This is a genomic window from Streptomyces sp. NPDC127084, from assembly GCF_042724175.1.
Classification (GTDB): Bacteria; Actinomycetota; Actinomycetes; order Streptomycetales; family Streptomycetaceae; genus Streptomyces.
Window position 1 is genome coordinate 17560 of the sequence record NZ_JBHXFA010000084.1, and the last position, 15890, is coordinate 33449.

At 69.2% G+C, this 15890-nt stretch carries 17 protein-coding genes and 1 rRNA gene; 10 read left to right on the top strand and 8 right to left on the bottom strand.

The window, feature by feature from the left end; all coding sequences use genetic code 11:
- Positions 1–225: 225 nt before the first annotated feature.
- Positions 226–1224: an anion permease gene (locus ACFWI9_RS20145; protein WP_387163822.1), complete on the bottom strand. Its 999-nt coding sequence runs from the start codon at positions 1222–1224 to the stop codon at positions 226–228.
- Between the two features lie 6 nt (positions 1225–1230).
- Positions 1231–1851, bottom strand: a complete 621-nt coding sequence (locus ACFWI9_RS20150) for a DUF47 domain-containing protein (RefSeq protein ID WP_266379756.1) — start codon at positions 1849–1851, stop codon at positions 1231–1233.
- Positions 1852–2051: 200 nt separating this feature from the next.
- Between ACFWI9_RS20150 and ACFWI9_RS20155 the strand changes: the two genes are divergently transcribed.
- Positions 2052–2480, top strand: coding sequence for a metal-sensitive transcriptional regulator (locus tag ACFWI9_RS20155; RefSeq protein ID WP_387163824.1), 429 nt, complete (start codon positions 2052–2054; stop codon positions 2478–2480).
- A 10-nt stretch (positions 2481–2490) separates the two neighbouring features.
- On the opposite strand, the gene ACFWI9_RS20160 is transcribed toward ACFWI9_RS20155, so the two are convergent.
- From ACFWI9_RS20160 to ACFWI9_RS20175, 4 genes are all read right to left on the bottom strand, one after another.
- Positions 2491–2703: a hypothetical protein gene (locus tag ACFWI9_RS20160; RefSeq protein WP_387163826.1), complete on the bottom strand. Its 213-nt coding sequence runs from the start codon at positions 2701–2703 to the stop codon at positions 2491–2493.
- A gap of 151 nt (positions 2704–2854) precedes the next feature.
- Entirely contained in the window at positions 2855–3691 is an 837-nt protein-coding gene (locus tag ACFWI9_RS20165; RefSeq protein WP_387163828.1) for a hypothetical protein, read from the bottom strand.
- A 266-nt stretch (positions 3692–3957) separates the two neighbouring features.
- Positions 3958–4662, bottom strand: coding sequence for a phosphatase PAP2 family protein (locus ACFWI9_RS20170; RefSeq protein ID WP_387163830.1), 705 nt, complete (start codon positions 4660–4662; stop codon positions 3958–3960).
- Between the two features lie 216 nt (positions 4663–4878).
- Positions 4879–5892 carry an NlpC/P60 family protein gene (locus ACFWI9_RS20175; RefSeq protein WP_387163832.1) on the bottom strand — a complete coding sequence of 338 codons (1014 nt, stop codon included), beginning with the start codon at positions 5890–5892 and terminating at the stop codon, positions 4879–4881.
- A gap of 302 nt (positions 5893–6194) precedes the next feature.
- Here ACFWI9_RS20175 and ACFWI9_RS20180 point away from each other — a divergent pair, with 302 nt between their 5' ends.
- The 9 genes from ACFWI9_RS20180 to ACFWI9_RS20220 all read left to right on the top strand — a co-directional run bounded on the left by ACFWI9_RS20180 (position 6195) and on the right by ACFWI9_RS20220 (position 15117).
- Entirely contained in the window at positions 6195–6998 is an 804-nt protein-coding gene (locus tag ACFWI9_RS20180; protein ID WP_387163833.1) for a thioesterase family protein, read from the top strand.
- Positions 6999–7234: 236 nt separating this feature from the next.
- The gene (locus ACFWI9_RS20185; protein ID WP_387163835.1) at positions 7235–7369 is read left to right on the top strand and encodes a hypothetical protein; all 135 of its coding nucleotides are present in this window, start codon (positions 7235–7237) and stop codon (positions 7367–7369) included.
- Between the two features lie 400 nt (positions 7370–7769).
- The gene (locus ACFWI9_RS20190; RefSeq protein WP_338671865.1) at positions 7770–8078 is read left to right on the top strand and encodes a hypothetical protein; all 309 of its coding nucleotides are present in this window, start codon (positions 7770–7772) and stop codon (positions 8076–8078) included.
- 108 nt (positions 8079–8186) lie between these two features.
- A complete protein-coding gene (locus ACFWI9_RS20195; protein ID WP_387163837.1) occupies positions 8187–8387 on the top strand; it encodes a hypothetical protein in 201 nt (66 codons plus the stop codon).
- The gene (locus ACFWI9_RS20200; RefSeq protein ID WP_387163839.1) at positions 8384–9220 is read left to right on the top strand and encodes a hypothetical protein; all 837 of its coding nucleotides are present in this window, start codon (positions 8384–8386) and stop codon (positions 9218–9220) included. The genes ACFWI9_RS20195 and ACFWI9_RS20200 overlap by 4 nt, the downstream gene beginning before the upstream one ends.
- Positions 9210–10550 carry a hypothetical protein gene (locus ACFWI9_RS20205; protein WP_387163840.1) on the top strand — a complete coding sequence of 447 codons (1341 nt, stop codon included), beginning with the start codon at positions 9210–9212 and terminating at the stop codon, positions 10548–10550. Before ACFWI9_RS20200 ends, ACFWI9_RS20205 begins: the two co-directional genes overlap by 11 nt.
- Positions 10547–12100, top strand: a complete 1554-nt coding sequence (locus ACFWI9_RS20210) for an SCO6880 family protein (protein ID WP_387163841.1) — start codon at positions 10547–10549, stop codon at positions 12098–12100. The genes ACFWI9_RS20205 and ACFWI9_RS20210 overlap by 4 nt, the downstream gene beginning before the upstream one ends.
- A gap of 13 nt (positions 12101–12113) precedes the next feature.
- The gene (locus ACFWI9_RS20215) at positions 12114–13544 is read left to right on the top strand and encodes an ATP-binding protein (protein ID WP_387163843.1); all 1431 of its coding nucleotides are present in this window, start codon (positions 12114–12116) and stop codon (positions 13542–13544) included.
- A 4-nt stretch (positions 13545–13548) separates the two neighbouring features.
- The gene (locus ACFWI9_RS20220) at positions 13549–15117 is read left to right on the top strand and encodes a type VI secretion protein (protein ID WP_387163844.1); all 1569 of its coding nucleotides are present in this window, start codon (positions 13549–13551) and stop codon (positions 15115–15117) included.
- Here ACFWI9_RS20220 and ACFWI9_RS20225 read toward each other — a convergent pair.
- The gene (locus ACFWI9_RS20225; RefSeq protein ID WP_387163846.1) at positions 15104–15673 is read right to left on the bottom strand and encodes a GNAT family N-acetyltransferase; all 570 of its coding nucleotides are present in this window, start codon (positions 15671–15673) and stop codon (positions 15104–15106) included. The two genes, ACFWI9_RS20220 and ACFWI9_RS20225, sit on opposite strands and share 14 nt — an antisense overlap.
- A gap of 125 nt (positions 15674–15798) precedes the next feature.
- A 5S ribosomal RNA gene (gene rrf / locus ACFWI9_RS20230) occupies positions 15799–15890 on the bottom strand; the annotation flags it as partial.

Consider the following 15890-nt stretch of genomic DNA (forward strand, 5'->3'; position numbering starts at 1 on the left):
CCGGCGCTTGGGCGGGGGGGGGCGGGCGGGGGGCCCCCCCCGGGCTAAACACCGCGGCCCCCCGCCGGGTGGTGGGGGGGGCCCGACGCCTTTCGATCTTCCCCTCGGCCCCTGCGGGCCTGGGGAGACCCCACACCCTCGACCCCCGCGAGCCAAGAGAAGCCCCATGCACCAGACGCGGCGGGCCCCGCCCTTCGGGCGGGGCCGCTATGTGGCGGACACGGTCTAGCCGAACGCCAGGCTCACGACCCAGAAGCTGAGCGCCGCGACGAGCGCCGCCGCCGGCATCGTGATGAACCAGCCGAGCACGATGTTCTTCGCGACACCCCACCGCACCGCGTTGACCCGCTTCGTCGCGCCGACGCCCATGATCGCGGAGGTGATGACATGCGTGGTCGAGATCGGCGCGTGGAACAGGAACGCCGAGCCGAACATGATCGACGCCCCCGTCGTCTCCGCGGCGAACCCCTGCGGCGGATCCAGCTCGATGATCTTGCGGCCCAGAGTCCGCATGATGCGCCAGCCTCCCGCGTACGTGCCCAGGGACAGCATGACCGCGCAGACGATCTTCACCCAGACCGGGATCGGGTCGCCGAAGTCCTCGACATCGGCGATGACCAGGGCCATCACCACGATGCCCATGGTCTTCTGGGCGTCCTGGAGGCCGTGGCCGAGGGCCATCCCGGCCGCGGAGACCGTCTGGGCGATACGGAAGCCCCGCTTCGCCTTGTGCGGGTTCGCCTTGCGGAACATCCACATGATCGCGCACATCACCAGATAGCCCGCCAGCAGGCCGACCACCGGTGACACGAACATCGGGATGACGACCTTGTCGACCACCCCTCCCCAGATCACTTCCGTGCCGCCCGCCAGCGCCGCGCCCACCATGCCGCCGAACAGCGCGTGCGAGGACGAGGACGGCAGGCCGAAGTACCAGGTGACCAGGTTCCAGATGATCGCGCCGACCAGCGCCGCGAAGAGGATGCCCATACCGCGGTCGCCCTTGGGCGTCGCGATCAGGCCCTCACTGACGGTCTTGGCGACCCCGCTGCCGAAGAACGCACCGGCGAGGTTCATCACCGCGGCCATCGCGAGCGCGGCCTTGGGGGTCAGCGCGCGGGTGGAAACGGACGTCGCGATGGCGTTCGCGGAGTCGTGGAATCCGTTCGTATACGTGAAGAAGAGCGCGACCCCGATGGTCACGACCAGCGCAAAGGTGTCCACGAAGCCTCAGGACTCCTTGACCGCGATGGTCTCCACCGTGTTGGCCACGTGCTCGAAGGCGTCCGCTGCCTCTTCGAGTACATCCACGATCTGCTTCAGCTTGAGCACCTCGATGGCGTCGTACTTGCCGTTGAAGAGGTGCGCGAGGAGCTTGCGGTGGATCTGATCGGCCTGGTTCTCGAGGCGGTTGACCTCGATCCAGTACTCGGTGAGGTTGTCCATCGTCCGCAGATGCGGCATGGCCTCCGCCGTCAGCTCCGCCGCCCGGGCCAGCACCTCGATCTGCTGCTCGACACCCTTCGGCAGCTCCTCGACGTTGTAGAGGACGACCAGATCGACGGCCTCCTCCATGAAGTCCATGATGTCGTCCAGCGACGAGGCGAGGGAGTAGATGTCCTCGCGGTCGAAGGGCGTGATGAACGAGGAGTTCAGCTGGTGGAAGATCGCGTGGGTGGCGTCGTCTCCCGCGTGCTCCGCGGCCCGCATCCGTTCGGCGATCTCGACCCGGGCGGGTCCGTCCGCCCCGAGCAGTTCCATCAGGAGCTTGGAGCCCGTGACGATGTTGTCCGCGGAAGCGGCGAACATGTCGTAGAAGCTCGTCTCCCTGGGGGTCAGACGAAATCGCACGTGGGTTCCTCGGGGTGCTGGGTTTCGGTCAGGCTGATGCTAGGTGCATCATCCGGCCACGGCTAACCGGCCTTCCCCTCAGTGTCGCCCATCGGGCACTGTGATCAGCACAGGGCCCTCCCGCAACCAGCTGGGATCGGTAGCATATACCCACGAGGGGTATACCGGACAGGACGACCACGGGACTTCGGGAGCACGCGATGACGACCACGGACACGGCCTCGGGCCCGACGTCAGCCTCGAACGCGGATACGGACACAGACATGGCCTCGGGCCAGGCACCCGACTCGGACGAGACCGCGCAGCCGACCGCCGCGCCCACCCCGGCAGCCACCCATGACCGCGGTGTGCACGGCTACCACAAGCAGAAGGACGAGCACCTCAAGCGGCTGCGCCGGATCGAGGGCCAGATCCGCGGCCTCCAGCGGATGGTGGCCGAGGACACGTACTGCATCGACATACTCACCCAGGTCTCCGCCTCCACCAAGGCCCTGCAGTCCTTCGCCCTCCAGCTCCTGGAGGAGCATCTGCGCCACTGTGTCGCTGACGCGGCACTCAAGGGCGGGGACGAGATCGACGCGAAGGTCGACGAGGCCACGAAGGCCATCGCCCGCATGATGCGGACCTGAAGGGGGACCGTCAGCCCCCGTCAGGGGCCGGCGGAACGCTCGGGGTGACCGGGGTGGTCAGGGCACTCGGGCCACCCACGTTGAGCACCTCATCGATACGGTCGGAGCTCAGCCGCTCCCCGTCCGCGGCCGACGCGGCGATCATCAGCTCACCGCACAGTTCGATCTCGGCGAGAGCCACGTGGTCCTGGACTGTCGGCGTACTGGGCGGAGCCACGTGCATTCACCTCTTCCAGCCGGTGTCGGCTTCCAGCGTAGGGAGCGGAGTGCCCCACCGCATGGCACGTCCGGACCATTTACCGGCCTATCCGAATCCCGGGACGCTCCGTACACCCGCGTTATGGACCCGATGCACGCTATCCCCGGTATACGCGCTATACACGGATCCGCCCGGTGTACAGGTCCCGGTGCGCCGGAAGCTCCACGACGACCGGCGCCCCGAACTCGTACAGCAGCGTCGTCGACGAGACGTCGACCGTGCGGCCCTGGTTGGTGAAGCTGAACTGATGGCGCACCTTCCGCAGCCGCCCGGCGTCATCGACATACGCGTCGAAGGGCACGGCGTCCTCTGCGAATCCCTTCGCCGCGGCGGCCAGCGCACCCCGCACCGTGGGTGAGGCGGCCTTCGCCGCGGCGGCGATATCGGCGACACCGCGGTAGTGGGTGACCTGGACGCCCGCGAGGTCGATACGGGCCACGTAGTCCACCGTTCGCACCCCGCGCAGCAGTTCGGCGGCCGCGGCGGGGTCGGTGGCACCCCCGGTGACCAGGTTGCCGTCCTTGAGCGTGGTGGTGTCGACCCGTACCCACTTGCCCGGCGGCACTCCCGCACCCCGGTCCTTCATATACAACGCACCGGGCGCGAGAAGCTCGGTGATCGGCAGGTGCTCGTCACTACCCGCGGGGTCCTTCGGCAGCACGACCCGCAGTCGGCCCATACCGCGCCGGAAGTCATAGCCGCCGTCTCCGCGGATGGTCACCCGGGTGCCGCCCGCGGCCATCTCCATGGAGGTGCGGGTCTTGGATGTGCCGTGCCGGGCGAGCACATCGGCGGCGTTCCGGACAGCGGCCGTCAGATCGCCGGTGGGCCGGGCGTCGGCCACCGCGTCGCCACCGCCGGAACAGCCCGTGGCCGCGACCATCCCCACCCCCGCGCCCACCATGGCGACGACGGCACACGCCCCGCCCCTGAGCCTGTGCAGCACCACCATCGCCGGCATCCCTTCCTGGACCCACCCGCCCGGGATAACGACGGCCACCGGGGGGCCGTCACGGCAAGTACCGTGTGGTCCGTGGATGGGGAACACCGGGAACATCTGACGCGCACGGCCGAACGGGGCTCGTTCTGCGTGGCCCAGTGCAGCTGCGGCTGGCGGGGACCGGCCCGCCGTTCCCGTGAACGCGCCAGGACCGACGCGAAGGAGCACGAGACGGCTCTCGGGACCGTGGCGTAGTAGGGCAGCGTGAGCGCCGTCGGTCAGGCGGCCAGTCCGGTCTCGTGCCGCTCCAGTTCCTGCTCGCAGTCCTGCTCCCGTCGCCCGCTCCGCGCGACGGCACGCCGCGACCGTACGAGCCGCCGGGCGCGCCTGCTCCGGGCGAGCGCCGTAAGGGGCGGGGTCAGCAGCGCGAGCGCCAGCGGGGCGAACAGCAGGGTGACGGCCGTACCGAGCGCGAACCCGCCCACCACGTCGGTCGGATAGTGACCGCCCAGGTAGACCCGGCAGTACCCTTCCACGAGCGCGAGCCCGATCGCGGCGAATCCGATCCGCCGGTGGGCCATGAACAGCCCGACGCCCAGCGCCATCGCCAGGGTGGCGTGGTCGCTGACGAACGAGAAACCGGTCTCGCCGCGCGCCAGGACCTGGATCCCCTGGTGCTCGGCGAACGGCCGGGGCCGTTCCACGAAGTCCCGGATCGGCATGTTGACCAGCAGCGCCGCACCGGCCGCGAACGGCGTCCACACCAGGGCGGCCAGCGCCGACACGGACTCCCGCTCGTCGCCCAGACGCCGCACGGTCCAGCAGCACCAGAGCATCAGGAGGACGAGGGCGATGATGATGCCGTACTCGCCGGCGAACTCCATGGCGCGGTTGAACCAGGGCGGTGCCGAGCGTGCCAGGCCGTTGATGTCCTGGAGCAGGCTGACGTCGGGATTCGTCCCTTCACGTCCGAGTCCAGCCATCTACCGCGGCCCCTTGCCTGTTGCGTGACGTACTGCGCCGCCTGGGGAAACGACCCGTTCCGCGGGCGTGTTCCGCTCGTTGCAGATCTCCACGGAACGATCACCGCGACGTTATCGAAGAGTGATGGGCGGCCGCATCCCACGGCCTTGGCTTCACACAGGGCCAGGACCTCACCGCGGCTTGCCGGGTCCTGCCGAATCCCCGTCAGGCCCCTGTCACCGCCCGCCCCCCGCGGTGGGGAGCGCGGCGGCACCTTCCTCCGTGACCCTGGTCGCACCGAAGTAGTCGGGCGTGTCGATCTTGTCGAAGCGGATCACGGCCCCGGTGAACGGGGCGTTGATCATGTAGCCGCCGCCGACGTAGAGGCCGACATGCCGGATCGCGCGCGAGTTGCCGAGATCGTCCGAGAAGAACACCAGGTCGCCTGGAAGCAGTTCATCGCGTGCAGGATGCGGCCCCGCGTTGTACTGGTCGTTGGCGACACGCGGCAGCTCGATCCCCACAGTCCGGTACGCGGCCTGCGTCAGCCCCGAGCAGTCGAACCGGCCGTTCTGCTCCGGCGTCCCGTTGCCGCCCCACAGATACGGTGTCCCGAGCTTGCTCTGCGCGAAGTCGATCGCGCCCGCCGCCTGCCGCGACGGCTGAAGCCGCCCGACCGGCCTGGCGAAGCTCGCCTCCAAGGCGCGGATGATCTTGACGTAGTTCTGGGTCTCCCGGATACGGGGAACCCCGCCCGCCCTGATGACCCGGTCGGCACCGGCGTTGTAGGCGGCCAGCATGTTGGCCGTCGGATCGCCCGGCACCGACTTGACGTACCCCGCGAGCTCGCAGTCGTACGACGCGGCCGACGCGATCGCATCCGCCGGATCCCAGATGTCGCGGTCCCCGTCCCCGTCCCCGTCGACACCGTGCGCCGCCCATGTGCTGGGGAGGAACTGCGCCATCCCGCGCGCGTCGGCATGGCTGACCGCCTTCGGGTTCCAACCGCTCTCCTGGTACAACTGCGCGGCCAGCAGCGCGGGATTGACGGCCGGGCAGAGCGTCCCCCACCGCTGCACCATCGAGTGGTACGCGGCCGGCACGGCACCCTTGACCAGCGCGACCGGCTGCCCGCCCGGCCGCGCCCCCAGCAGCCCGGCGGCGGCCGAGTACGTCCCGACGACGAGCAGCGCGACGAAGCCCAGACACAGACCGAAGCCGACGACGGTGGCCACCCATACTTTGCGCACCCTTCAACAGTGCCTTATCGAACGGTTCCTGACAGCCCATTCGAAGGCCGCCGGCCGACTGCTTCACGACAGCGGGGACGGCGGCGTAGTCGTCGGATCGACAGAACCGGGGGGAACGGGGGGAGGCAGGGAAATGGGGGACCGGCGGAAACGGCGGAAACGGCGGGATGCCACGCCGCCCGACGCCGCCTTCTTCCGGCGCTACGATCCCGGGCCCCTGGCTCCACCCGGTTACCCGCAGGTAGCGTGCGGCGTACACCCATCGCGGAGTCACAGCGGACGAGCAGGAGAGGCAGCCCGTCATGGCGGAACCCAAGGCGTTCTACGAGCGGATCTCCGGGAGCCGCTTCACGGCGACCGAGCACACCCGGGGCCCCTGGGACGCGCACTCCCAGCACGCCGGGCCGCCCGCGGCGCTGCTGGGGCGAGCCATGGAGGAGCGCCCGGGGGCGAGGTCCGACATGCGGATCGCGCGAGTGACGTACGAGATCGTGAAGCCGGTGCCGATACGGCCGCTCGAAGTGCGCGTGGACGTAGTGCGCTCGGGACGCAACGTGGAACTCGTGGAGGCCGTGCTCACCCCCGAGGGCGGGACACCGGTGATGCTGGCCCGGGCACTGCGGGTGCGCACCCTGGAGGAGCCGGGCCCGGCGGTCGCGGACGGGCCGCTGTTGCCATCCCCCGGCGAAACCGCCGACACACCCTTCTTCGCGGTGCCATGGGACATCGGCTACCACACGTCCATGGAGACCCGCTTCACCGAAGGGACCTTTCGCGCGCCAGGGCCCGGCACCTGCTGGATGCGGATGCGCCTTCCTCTCATCGCGGGCGAGGAAACCCGCCCCCTGGACCGCGTACTCGTCGCCGCCGACTCCGGGAACGGCATCAGCAACGTCCTGGACTTCAACCGGCACGTCTTCGTCAACGCTGATCTGACGGTCCATCTGCACCGCCATCCGGTGGGCGAATGGGTGGCCGTGGAGGCCCGGACAAGCGTCGACTCGGCCGGAATCGGCCTCGCGGACTCGCGGCTGCATGACGAGAAGGGGCCCATCGGGCGCGGCGCGCAGAGTCTGTTCGTGGCACCACGACAGCCCCTGGCCTGACTCTCCGTAGCGAAATGGAGTCGTAGTGCGGCGGCTCCCGAAGCCCCGAACACCCCGGGGCATACCCGCCCGACACCCTCAAATCAGGCCATGAGCAGGCAGTTGACGAAGTAGCTGCCTTCTCGGGCCCGCCCATGTGGTCTGGACCGGCCTCCGTTACCCTGTGTCACGCAGCCAGGAAGGCTGTGAACCACCCCGCCGACGACCAACGGCGGGATCAGCACCACAGGAGAGACATGGGCAACATAGGAAACGCGGGGGAGAAGCTTCGCCGGGCAGGCGACTCCGGGGGCACGATCGCCGCACTGATCGTCATCTCACTCATCGCCATATCCATGGCCCTGCTCGGGCTGCTTGCCGTCCGAGCCTGAGCTGACACCCCGGCAGGGCGGGCCGCGGCAGCGCGCGGCGGCCCGCCCTGCCACAGGGCCGCCGCCCGCCACCCCTCGCTCCGGTCACGCCCCTCGGCACTGGGCGCACCACCCGCTTGGCCACACCGGCACCCTTGGCACTTTGACGCCTTAGGTGCCTAAACGACAGTCATTGCCCGAAGTCACCCTCCGTGATACACAGAGTGCCCATACGGGTGCTCGCACCTGAACCGCATCGGTACCGCCGCAGGTCAGCGCGATCGGTTCGACCGTGTGTGCGGGGATCGGGTAAAGAGACCAACCAAGTCGGCGCACGATACCGGTTTCATCAGCGAAGATAGAGCGTGACCCATGCCGAGTGGCAAGGGCGTCGAACTACCCGACAGGGGCGGTGAGTTACATGATCCTGGCAGCCGAGAAAGGTGACATCACCACCATCATCGGTGGAATCGCCCCGAACTGGGGCCCCTTCGGAACCCTCGGAAACGAAGCTCGCGTGATGATCGAGGTCGTGATGGCGGTCGCCATCCTGCTCTGCCTGGGCATCGCGGTCTGGGGGGCGGCAAAACAGCGCATCGGGGCGACGGCGCTGCGCGACACCTTCAGCGCGGAACAGGGCAAGGGCCTGATCGTCGCCGGGCTGACGGGCGTCTTCATCATCGGGTCCCTGGGGACCCTCTTCACCATCGTGTACGGAATGGCCGTCTGACCCTCCATCACTCCCGTTTCAGCCTATTTTCCACCCCGTTTACATTCCATCCCTTCGCCACCACACCATCCGCCCGTCGCACCCACCGGCAGAGGTTGCGTCCCCCTGATGTCGAGTCATCACACCGCGCCCGCGCGGACCCCAGCACGGCTACCTTCGTACTACGGCCCCGGCCACGAAGGCGCGCACCGCTGGCACGGGGACCTCTGGCGCGGGGAGCACCGGGACGGATTCGGCAGCGAGGGCAATGCACCGCAGACGGACGAGGCCACGACACCGCAGACGGCTGAGGGGGCGTACGCGGCATGAACTTCGACGACGGGCACGACGAGTTCGAAACGGACGTGGGCGGCACCGCCCAGACCCGCACACGGCTCCCCGAAACCATCACGGTCTCCGATGTCTACGGGGGTGCCCGCCGCCCCATGCGCAACTCCCGCTCCCTGGTCACCGCCGCGGGCGTGGTCGTCCTGCTGATCGCCGCCATCGCCTTCGCCAACCGCGGCAACGGCTCCGACCCCGCCTCGGACAGCGCCCGGCAAGCCCGCACCGCCGTCCCGACCGCGCCTACCGGGGTGCGACCCGTGTCCGGGGTGAACGGCGGGATCCCCAAGGGGTACGCCCACGACGAGCAGGGTGCACAGAGCGCGGCGGCGAACTACGCGGTTGCGCTGGGCTCCGACGGCATGTTCAACGAGGAGCGCCGCCACGCCATCATCGAGGCCATCGCCGACGACAGCCGGCTGAACAGCCTGCGGTCGGGCTTCGACGCGGACTACTCGAAGGCCTTCCTGGAGAAGATCGGCCTCAATCCGGACGGCAGCGCCCCCGCGGGAGCGACTTTCGTCAGCCGGGCACTCCCCGCGGGCACCCGCGTCAACAAGTTCACCAGCAACTCGGCCGAAGTGGACGTGTGGTGCTCGGGGCTGTTCGGCCTGGCCGGCGAGAAGTCCACCAAACCGGTCACGAGCGGCTGGTTCACCGTATCCATGAAGCTGACATGGGACGGCTCCGACTGGAAGGTCCTGGAGACGGCCCAGAAGACCGGACCGACTCCGGTATCCGGTGACAACGCCGTCTCCGAATCCAAGGAGATCGCCGACACGGTCAACGAGTTCGGAGGGTTCACGTATGCCCGTTAACCCTCGCCGCACACGACCGGTCGTCACCGCAGCGGCGACGATCCACATCGCCCTGTTCCTGTTCGCGGCCCGGGCGACAGCCGCGCCCAGCCCCTCACCGACCCCGAGTCCCAGTGCCGACCCTTGCGCGCGCGTCTCCGGGCCCGCCCGCGACTACTGCGAGAACGGCGATGGCGCCGCCCGCCGCGCCCCCTCCCTCGATGACCCCGCCACCGCCCTCGACCCTCTCGACTCCCTCGCCCGCGGCTGCGCCGAAGCCGCCGGGTCGATCATCGACGCCCTGTCGAAGGCCGTGAAGTCCACCGCTGAAGTGGACTTCACCAACAGCACCTTCCTCGCCCAGTACGCCATCGTCTTCGCCGCCGCCACCTTCCTCACCCTTCTCCTCTGGCTACTGGCCGTCGCCAAACGCGCCATCCGGGGCGTCCCGCTCATGACCGCCGTCTCCGAGGCCGTCGGGCTCCTCTGGCTCACCGTCCTCGCCTCCGCGTTCACCCCGCTGATCCTCTACACACTCGTCTCGGCCACCGACGCCATCACCGCCGTCATCGCATCCGGCACCGGCGGCCAGACCGACGTGTTCTTCGGCAGTTTCAAACAGGCGCTCGACAAGGGTGACTCCATCGGCGGCGGCCCGATCATGCTGATCATCGTGTCGCTCGTGACCGTGCTCGCCGCGGGTGTGCTCTACCTGGAGCTGTTCATCCGCGCCGTGCTGCTCTACGTCGGCGCGCTGCTCGGCGTCGTCGTCTACTCCGGGCTCGTCGACAAGAACCTGTGGGGACACGTGCGCCGCTGGGCCGGGATCATGATCGCGGTGATCCTCGTCAAGCCGGTCATCATCATCGTGCTCGGGCTCGCCGGAGCCCTCTCCGGCGACGACGGGCCGAACGCCTTCTCCGCCGTCGTCACCGGCCTCTCGATCATCCTGCTCGCGATCTTCGCCTCGGCCATGATCTACCGCTTCGTACCGGGCTTCGGCGACGAGATCGCCGCCTCCCGCAACAACCGCATCCAGAACAGCGCGGAGAGCAAGGCCGCCGCCGTCATCAGCTCCCCCGCCGCCCTCGTCTCCCAGGGCATCAAGACCCACAGCAGCCGCAGCGACCAGCAGGGTCAGTCATCCGGGAACACCGCGCGCCCCGCCGGCTCCGTCGCCGGCGGCGTGGCCGCACACAGCTCGCGCGGCAGCGGCGGCGCAGGGGCGCCCGCCGCACCCGCACCTCGTAGCGGCGGCGGCTCAGCCACGAACACCAGCACCCCCCACAGCCACCGCAAGAGCACCGGCTCAGGCACCAGCACAGGAACCACAGGAGGTGGAGGGCGTTGACGACGCAGTCGCAGCCCATCGCGCCCCGCCGCACGTATCTCATCGGCCGGGCCCGGCCGAACGCGATCGTCGGCAAGAACCGCGAAACCGGCGAGATCGCCCTGATCATCGTCGGCGCGTTCCTCGGCATGATGAGCGGACTGCTGGTCCCCGTCCTGTCCCTGCGGATCGTGCTGCTCACCGGCTTCCCGCTGCTCGCGCTGGCCGCCGTGTACGTCCCGTACAAACAGCGCACCTTCTACCGCTGGTTCGAGATCAACCGCAGCTACAAGCGCATCCTGCGCCAGGGCACCCACTACCGCTCCGCCGTCATGGAAGCCGGCACCCGGCTCGACGGCCGCGAGATCGAGATCGGGCTGCCGCCCGGCATCGGCCGGATCAACTGGCTCGCCGCACCCTTCGGGCCGGACGAGATCGCCGTACTCCTGCACGCCGACCGCCGCACCGTCACCGCCGCCATCGAGATCGAAGGCCCAGGCGTCGGGCTCCGCGACAGCGAGGACCAGGAAGCCCTGGTGGACCGTTTCGGCACCCTCCTCAAACATGTCGCCAACGGCGACGGCTTCGTCACCCGCCTCCAGATGCTCGCCCGGACCCTGCCCGCCGACCCCGACGCCCACGCCAAGGACGTCGCCCAGCGCGGCGACCCATCGGCACCCGGCTGGCTCCGCGACTCCTACGACCAGCTCCAGTCCATGGTGTCCACCTCCAGCGAGCAGCACCGCGCCTACCTCGTCGCCTGCATGCACTACAACCGCGAGCTCGCCGCCGAAGCCCACACCATGGCCCGCGCCGCCCGCCAGGCAGCCGGCACCAAGAAGCTCGACAAGGACGCCGGCCTCGCCGTCGTCATGGCCCGCGAACTCACCGACATCTGCGCCCGCCTCGCCGAAGCCGACATCCGCGTCCGCCAGCCGCTGGGCCAGGCCCGCCTCGCCTCCCTCGTGCACTCCATGTACGACCCCGACCACCCCATCGACCACATCCAGGCGATGACCCAGCGCAACGCCTGGCCCGCCGAACTCGACGCGCTCGAACCGACCTACCTCCAGGCCAAGACCCGCGAGTCCTCCACCCGCGCCCCCTGGTGCCACGCCACCGCCTGGGTGAAGGAATGGCCGATGACCCCCGTCGGCGTCAACTTCCTCGCCCCGCTCCTCGTCCACACCCCCGACGTGATCCGGACCGTCGCGGTCTGTATGGACCTGGAGCCCACCGAGGTCGCCATCGAACGGATGCTGACCGAGAAGACCAACGACGAGGCGGAGGCCAGCCGCGCCGCCAAGATGAACCGCACCGTCGACCCCCGCGACCTCGCTGCCCACAGCAGGCTCGACCAGCGGGGTGAAGATCTCGCCAGCGGCGCGGCTGGGGTCAACCTCGTCGGGTACATCACTGTGTCGTCGCGTACCCCCGAGGCCCTGGCCAGGGACAAGCGCACGATCAGAGCCTCGGCGGGCAAGTCGTATCTCAAGCTGGAGTGGTGCGACCGCGAGCACCACCGGGCCTTTGTGAACACGCTGCCGTTCGCGACCGGTATCCGCCGATAGGGGCCCTGAACCGATGCGAGATCCGCTCACCGCCCTGACCGAGTCCTTCACCGCCTTCCTCTTCGGCAAGGTCGAGACCACCCGGCTGCCCGTACGCACCTCGACGGGCCAGGCCCAGGCCGTCTACCTGCCCACCGCCGCACCCGGACTCGGCGACTCCGGCGTGATCATCGGCCGTGAGGTCTACAGCGGGAAGGGCTATATCTACGACCCCTTCCAGCTCTACGGCCAGCAGCTGCCGGCCCCCCACTGGCTGGTGCTCGGCGAGTCCGGAAACGGCAAGTCGGCGCTGGAGAAGACCTACGTACTGCGCCAGCTGCGCTTCCGCGACCGCCAGGTCGTCGTACTCGACGCCCAGGGCGAGGACGGCGTCGGCGAATGGAACCTCATCGCCGAGCAGCTCGGCATCACCCCCATCCGGCTCGACCCCATGGCCGCACTCGACCGCGGTATCCGCCTCAACCCGCTCGACCCCGCGATCACCACCACGGGCCAGCTCGCGCTGCTCCGTACGATCATCGAGGTCGCGATGGGCCACGGTCTGGACGAGCGGTCGGGCTTCGCCCTCAAGGTCGCCCACTCCTACGTCAACACGACCATCGACGACCGTCAGCCCGTACTGACCGACATCGTCGAACAACTGCGCCATCCTGAACCGGAGTCGGCGGCGGCCATGAACGTCGCCATAGACGACGTACGGGCCTGGGGCCTGGATGTCGCCCTCGTCCTGGACCGGTTGGTCGACGGTGACCTGCGGGGCATGTTCGACGGGCCGACGACGGTCGGCATCGACCTCGACGCGCCACTGATCGTCTTCGACCTGTCCCATATCGACCGCAACTCCATCGCCATGCCCATCCTGATGGCGATCGTCGGCGTCTGGCTCGAACACACCTGGATCAGGCCCGACCGCAAGAAACGCATCTTCCTGGTCGAAGAGGCCTGGCACATCATCAACAGCCCCTTCGTCGCACAGCTCTTCCAGCGACTGCTCAAGTTCGGTCGCCGCCTCGGACTCTCCTTCGTCGCCGTAGTCCACCACCTCAGCGACGTGGTCGACGGGGCAGCGGCACGGGAGGCGGCGGCGATCCTGAAGATGGCCTCCACCAGAACCATCTACGCCCAGAAGGCCGACGAAGCCCGGGCCACCGGCCGGGTGCTCGGCCTGCCCCGCTGGGCCGTGGAGATCATCCCCACACTCACCCCCGGTATCGCGGTGTGGGACGTCAACGGCAACGTCCAGGTGGTCAAGCACCTGATCACAGAGGCAGAGCGGCCACTCGTCTACACGGACCGGGCCATGACGGAGTCCGCCGCCTCCGCCCCCGAGCTGCCGGAGGACGTACGGGCGGCCGAGTGGGAAACGGAGCAGCGAGCCGCGTTCATGGAACAGCAGCAGCGCGTCAACGGGGTGTCCGAGTCCTCCGAGTCGACGGTGGCCTGAGCAGATGCCGCGCGAGCTGCCGAGACCCGGGGGGAGGCCCGGACCTGCGGAGAGGCACGGGGAACGGGGCATCCCGGACGGGCTGCTGGTCGGTCTGCTGGCCTTCCTCATCGGAGTGACCCTGCTGGTCTGGACGGCTACCGGTCTCGCGGGGCTCTTCGCCCACGGGGCGTGGCCGGACGGCGTGACGTTCACACAGACCCCGATCGCCATACGCGGTCTGCTCTCGCAACCGCACGACATGGCGGGGGCGTGGCCGGCCACCCCGGCGGGTCAGCTCTCGGGCTACGGGCTGTTCTGGGGCCTGTTCATCGGCGAGTTGATGGTGCTGGTGGTGCTCTCCGTGTTCGTGCTCGGGACCCTGGCCCGCCTGCGCGCGGTACGGGCGGCGAGGCGTTCGAAGACCGTCGCGGCAGCCGCGCCCGCAGCAGCCGCATTCTCATCCGCCGCCCCCGTGCTCACCACACCAGCGGCCGGGAACCAGGCCCAGGAAGGGGCCCCGGAACAGGACCAGGAACAGGCCGCCCCCGCCCCACGAGCCGTCCCTCGACCCGGCGCCACCGCCCCGGGCGACCGCACGGAGCCAGCTGCCGCCCTGCTCACCCTCAACGTCCCCGAGGTCCCCGAGTCACGAAGCGACGCCCCACGAGTCCTCTACGGCGACCCGGCCGTCCGCCGGCCGGCCGCCGTCCAGGCCATCCTCGACGCCCCGGGCCCGGTACTCGTCGTCACCTCCGACCCGGCCGTATGGTCCGAGACCAAGGACACCCGCGCCAAGCTCGGTTCCGTCCTCGTCTACGACCCTGGCCACCTCTGCGACACCCCGGGACGCCTCCACTGGTCTCCCACCACGGGCTGCGAGGACCACGACATCGCCGCGACGCGTGCAGCGGCCCTGCTCGTCCCGGTACGGCCGCCGGCCCGTATCGACGCGGCGATGGCCGAGACAGCGGAAACGCTCCTGCGCTGCTGGCTGCACGCCGCCGCAGTGGACGGCAGGGCGTTCAAGCAGGTCCACCGCTGGGCGCAGGGGAACAACGCCCATGAACCCGTACGCATCCTCCGCACGCATCCCAAGGCCGCGTCCGGACTCGCCGGTCTGCTGGAGTCGGCGCTCACCGCACACCCCGAACGCCGCGAGATGGCACAGGAACTGACGGCGCGTGCGCTCGCATGTATGACTTCGATCCATATCCGAGAAGCCTGCACACCAAATCGAGCAGATTCGCTCGCGCTGGAATCATTTGTGGTCGAGGGGGGCAGTCTCTATGTGGTGGGTGACCCCATTGAGGATCCCCGCACCCGCCCCGGAGCGATGCCTCTGCTGACCGCCGTCACCTCGAGCGTGGTCGAGCACGGCCGCCGCATGGCCGCACGGTCATCCGACGGTCGGCTCGACCCACCACTCACCCTCGTGTTCGACGATGTCGCCGCTGTGGCCCCACTGCCCTTGCTGCCCGAGCTGCTGGCCGCCGGCATGGACCAGGGCATGCCGGCGTTCGCTCTGCTCCGTTCCCGCGAGCAAGGCCGGGCGCGCTGGCCAGGCGCTGACCGATGGCTCAGCGGCTGCTGAGCTCGGCACCACGCGGCAGCTCGTACTCCACTTCCATGGCTGTGCCGTCTCCCGGGACAGGAGACTTCCCTCCGCTGGGCACGAACCCGATCCGCCGGTAGAAGGCTTCGGCACGGGCGTTGTCCTCGTGTACATACAGCCGCACGCGCTTGATCCACGGGTCCTTCAGGCTCCAGGACCAGTCAACGGCTGTCCGGAACAATCCATCGGCAAGCCCGCGTCCCCGTGCCTCCGGCCTGACGAACACCGCCACCAGATGCGTCTGCTCGACCGTCGCCGCCTCGCCGAACCGCGCCTCGTCCTCCGGCCGTTCCACCAGCACGGTCACCGTGCCGTCCCAGCGTCCGTCAGCCGCCTCGGCGATGAACTGCTTCACCCACACACCTTCCGCGGCGCTGCTCGCGCGTTCCCGCCAGAAGTCATCGGGGCGGTCCGCTGCCTGCGCATGGGTCTCCAGAAAGGCGAGAGGAGCGGCCGGGTCCTGTAGCGCCTTCAGCCGCAGGTCCCGAGCCTTCTCCCACTCGTCAGCGTGGATGGCGCGAATAGTGTGTTCCATGTGCTGATCGTTACGGCCCGACCTGCGCCACGTCAACGCGAAAAGGCAGGGGGTTCCGGAACTGGATCTGAACGCAGAAATGCCTCAACCCCCGGACAAGGCCCGGGGGTTGAGGCTGAAAAATTGTTCGGCGGTGTCCTACTCTCCCACAGGGTCCCCCCTGCAGTACCATCGGCGCTGAAAGGCTTAGCTTCCGGGTTCGGAATGTAACCGGGCG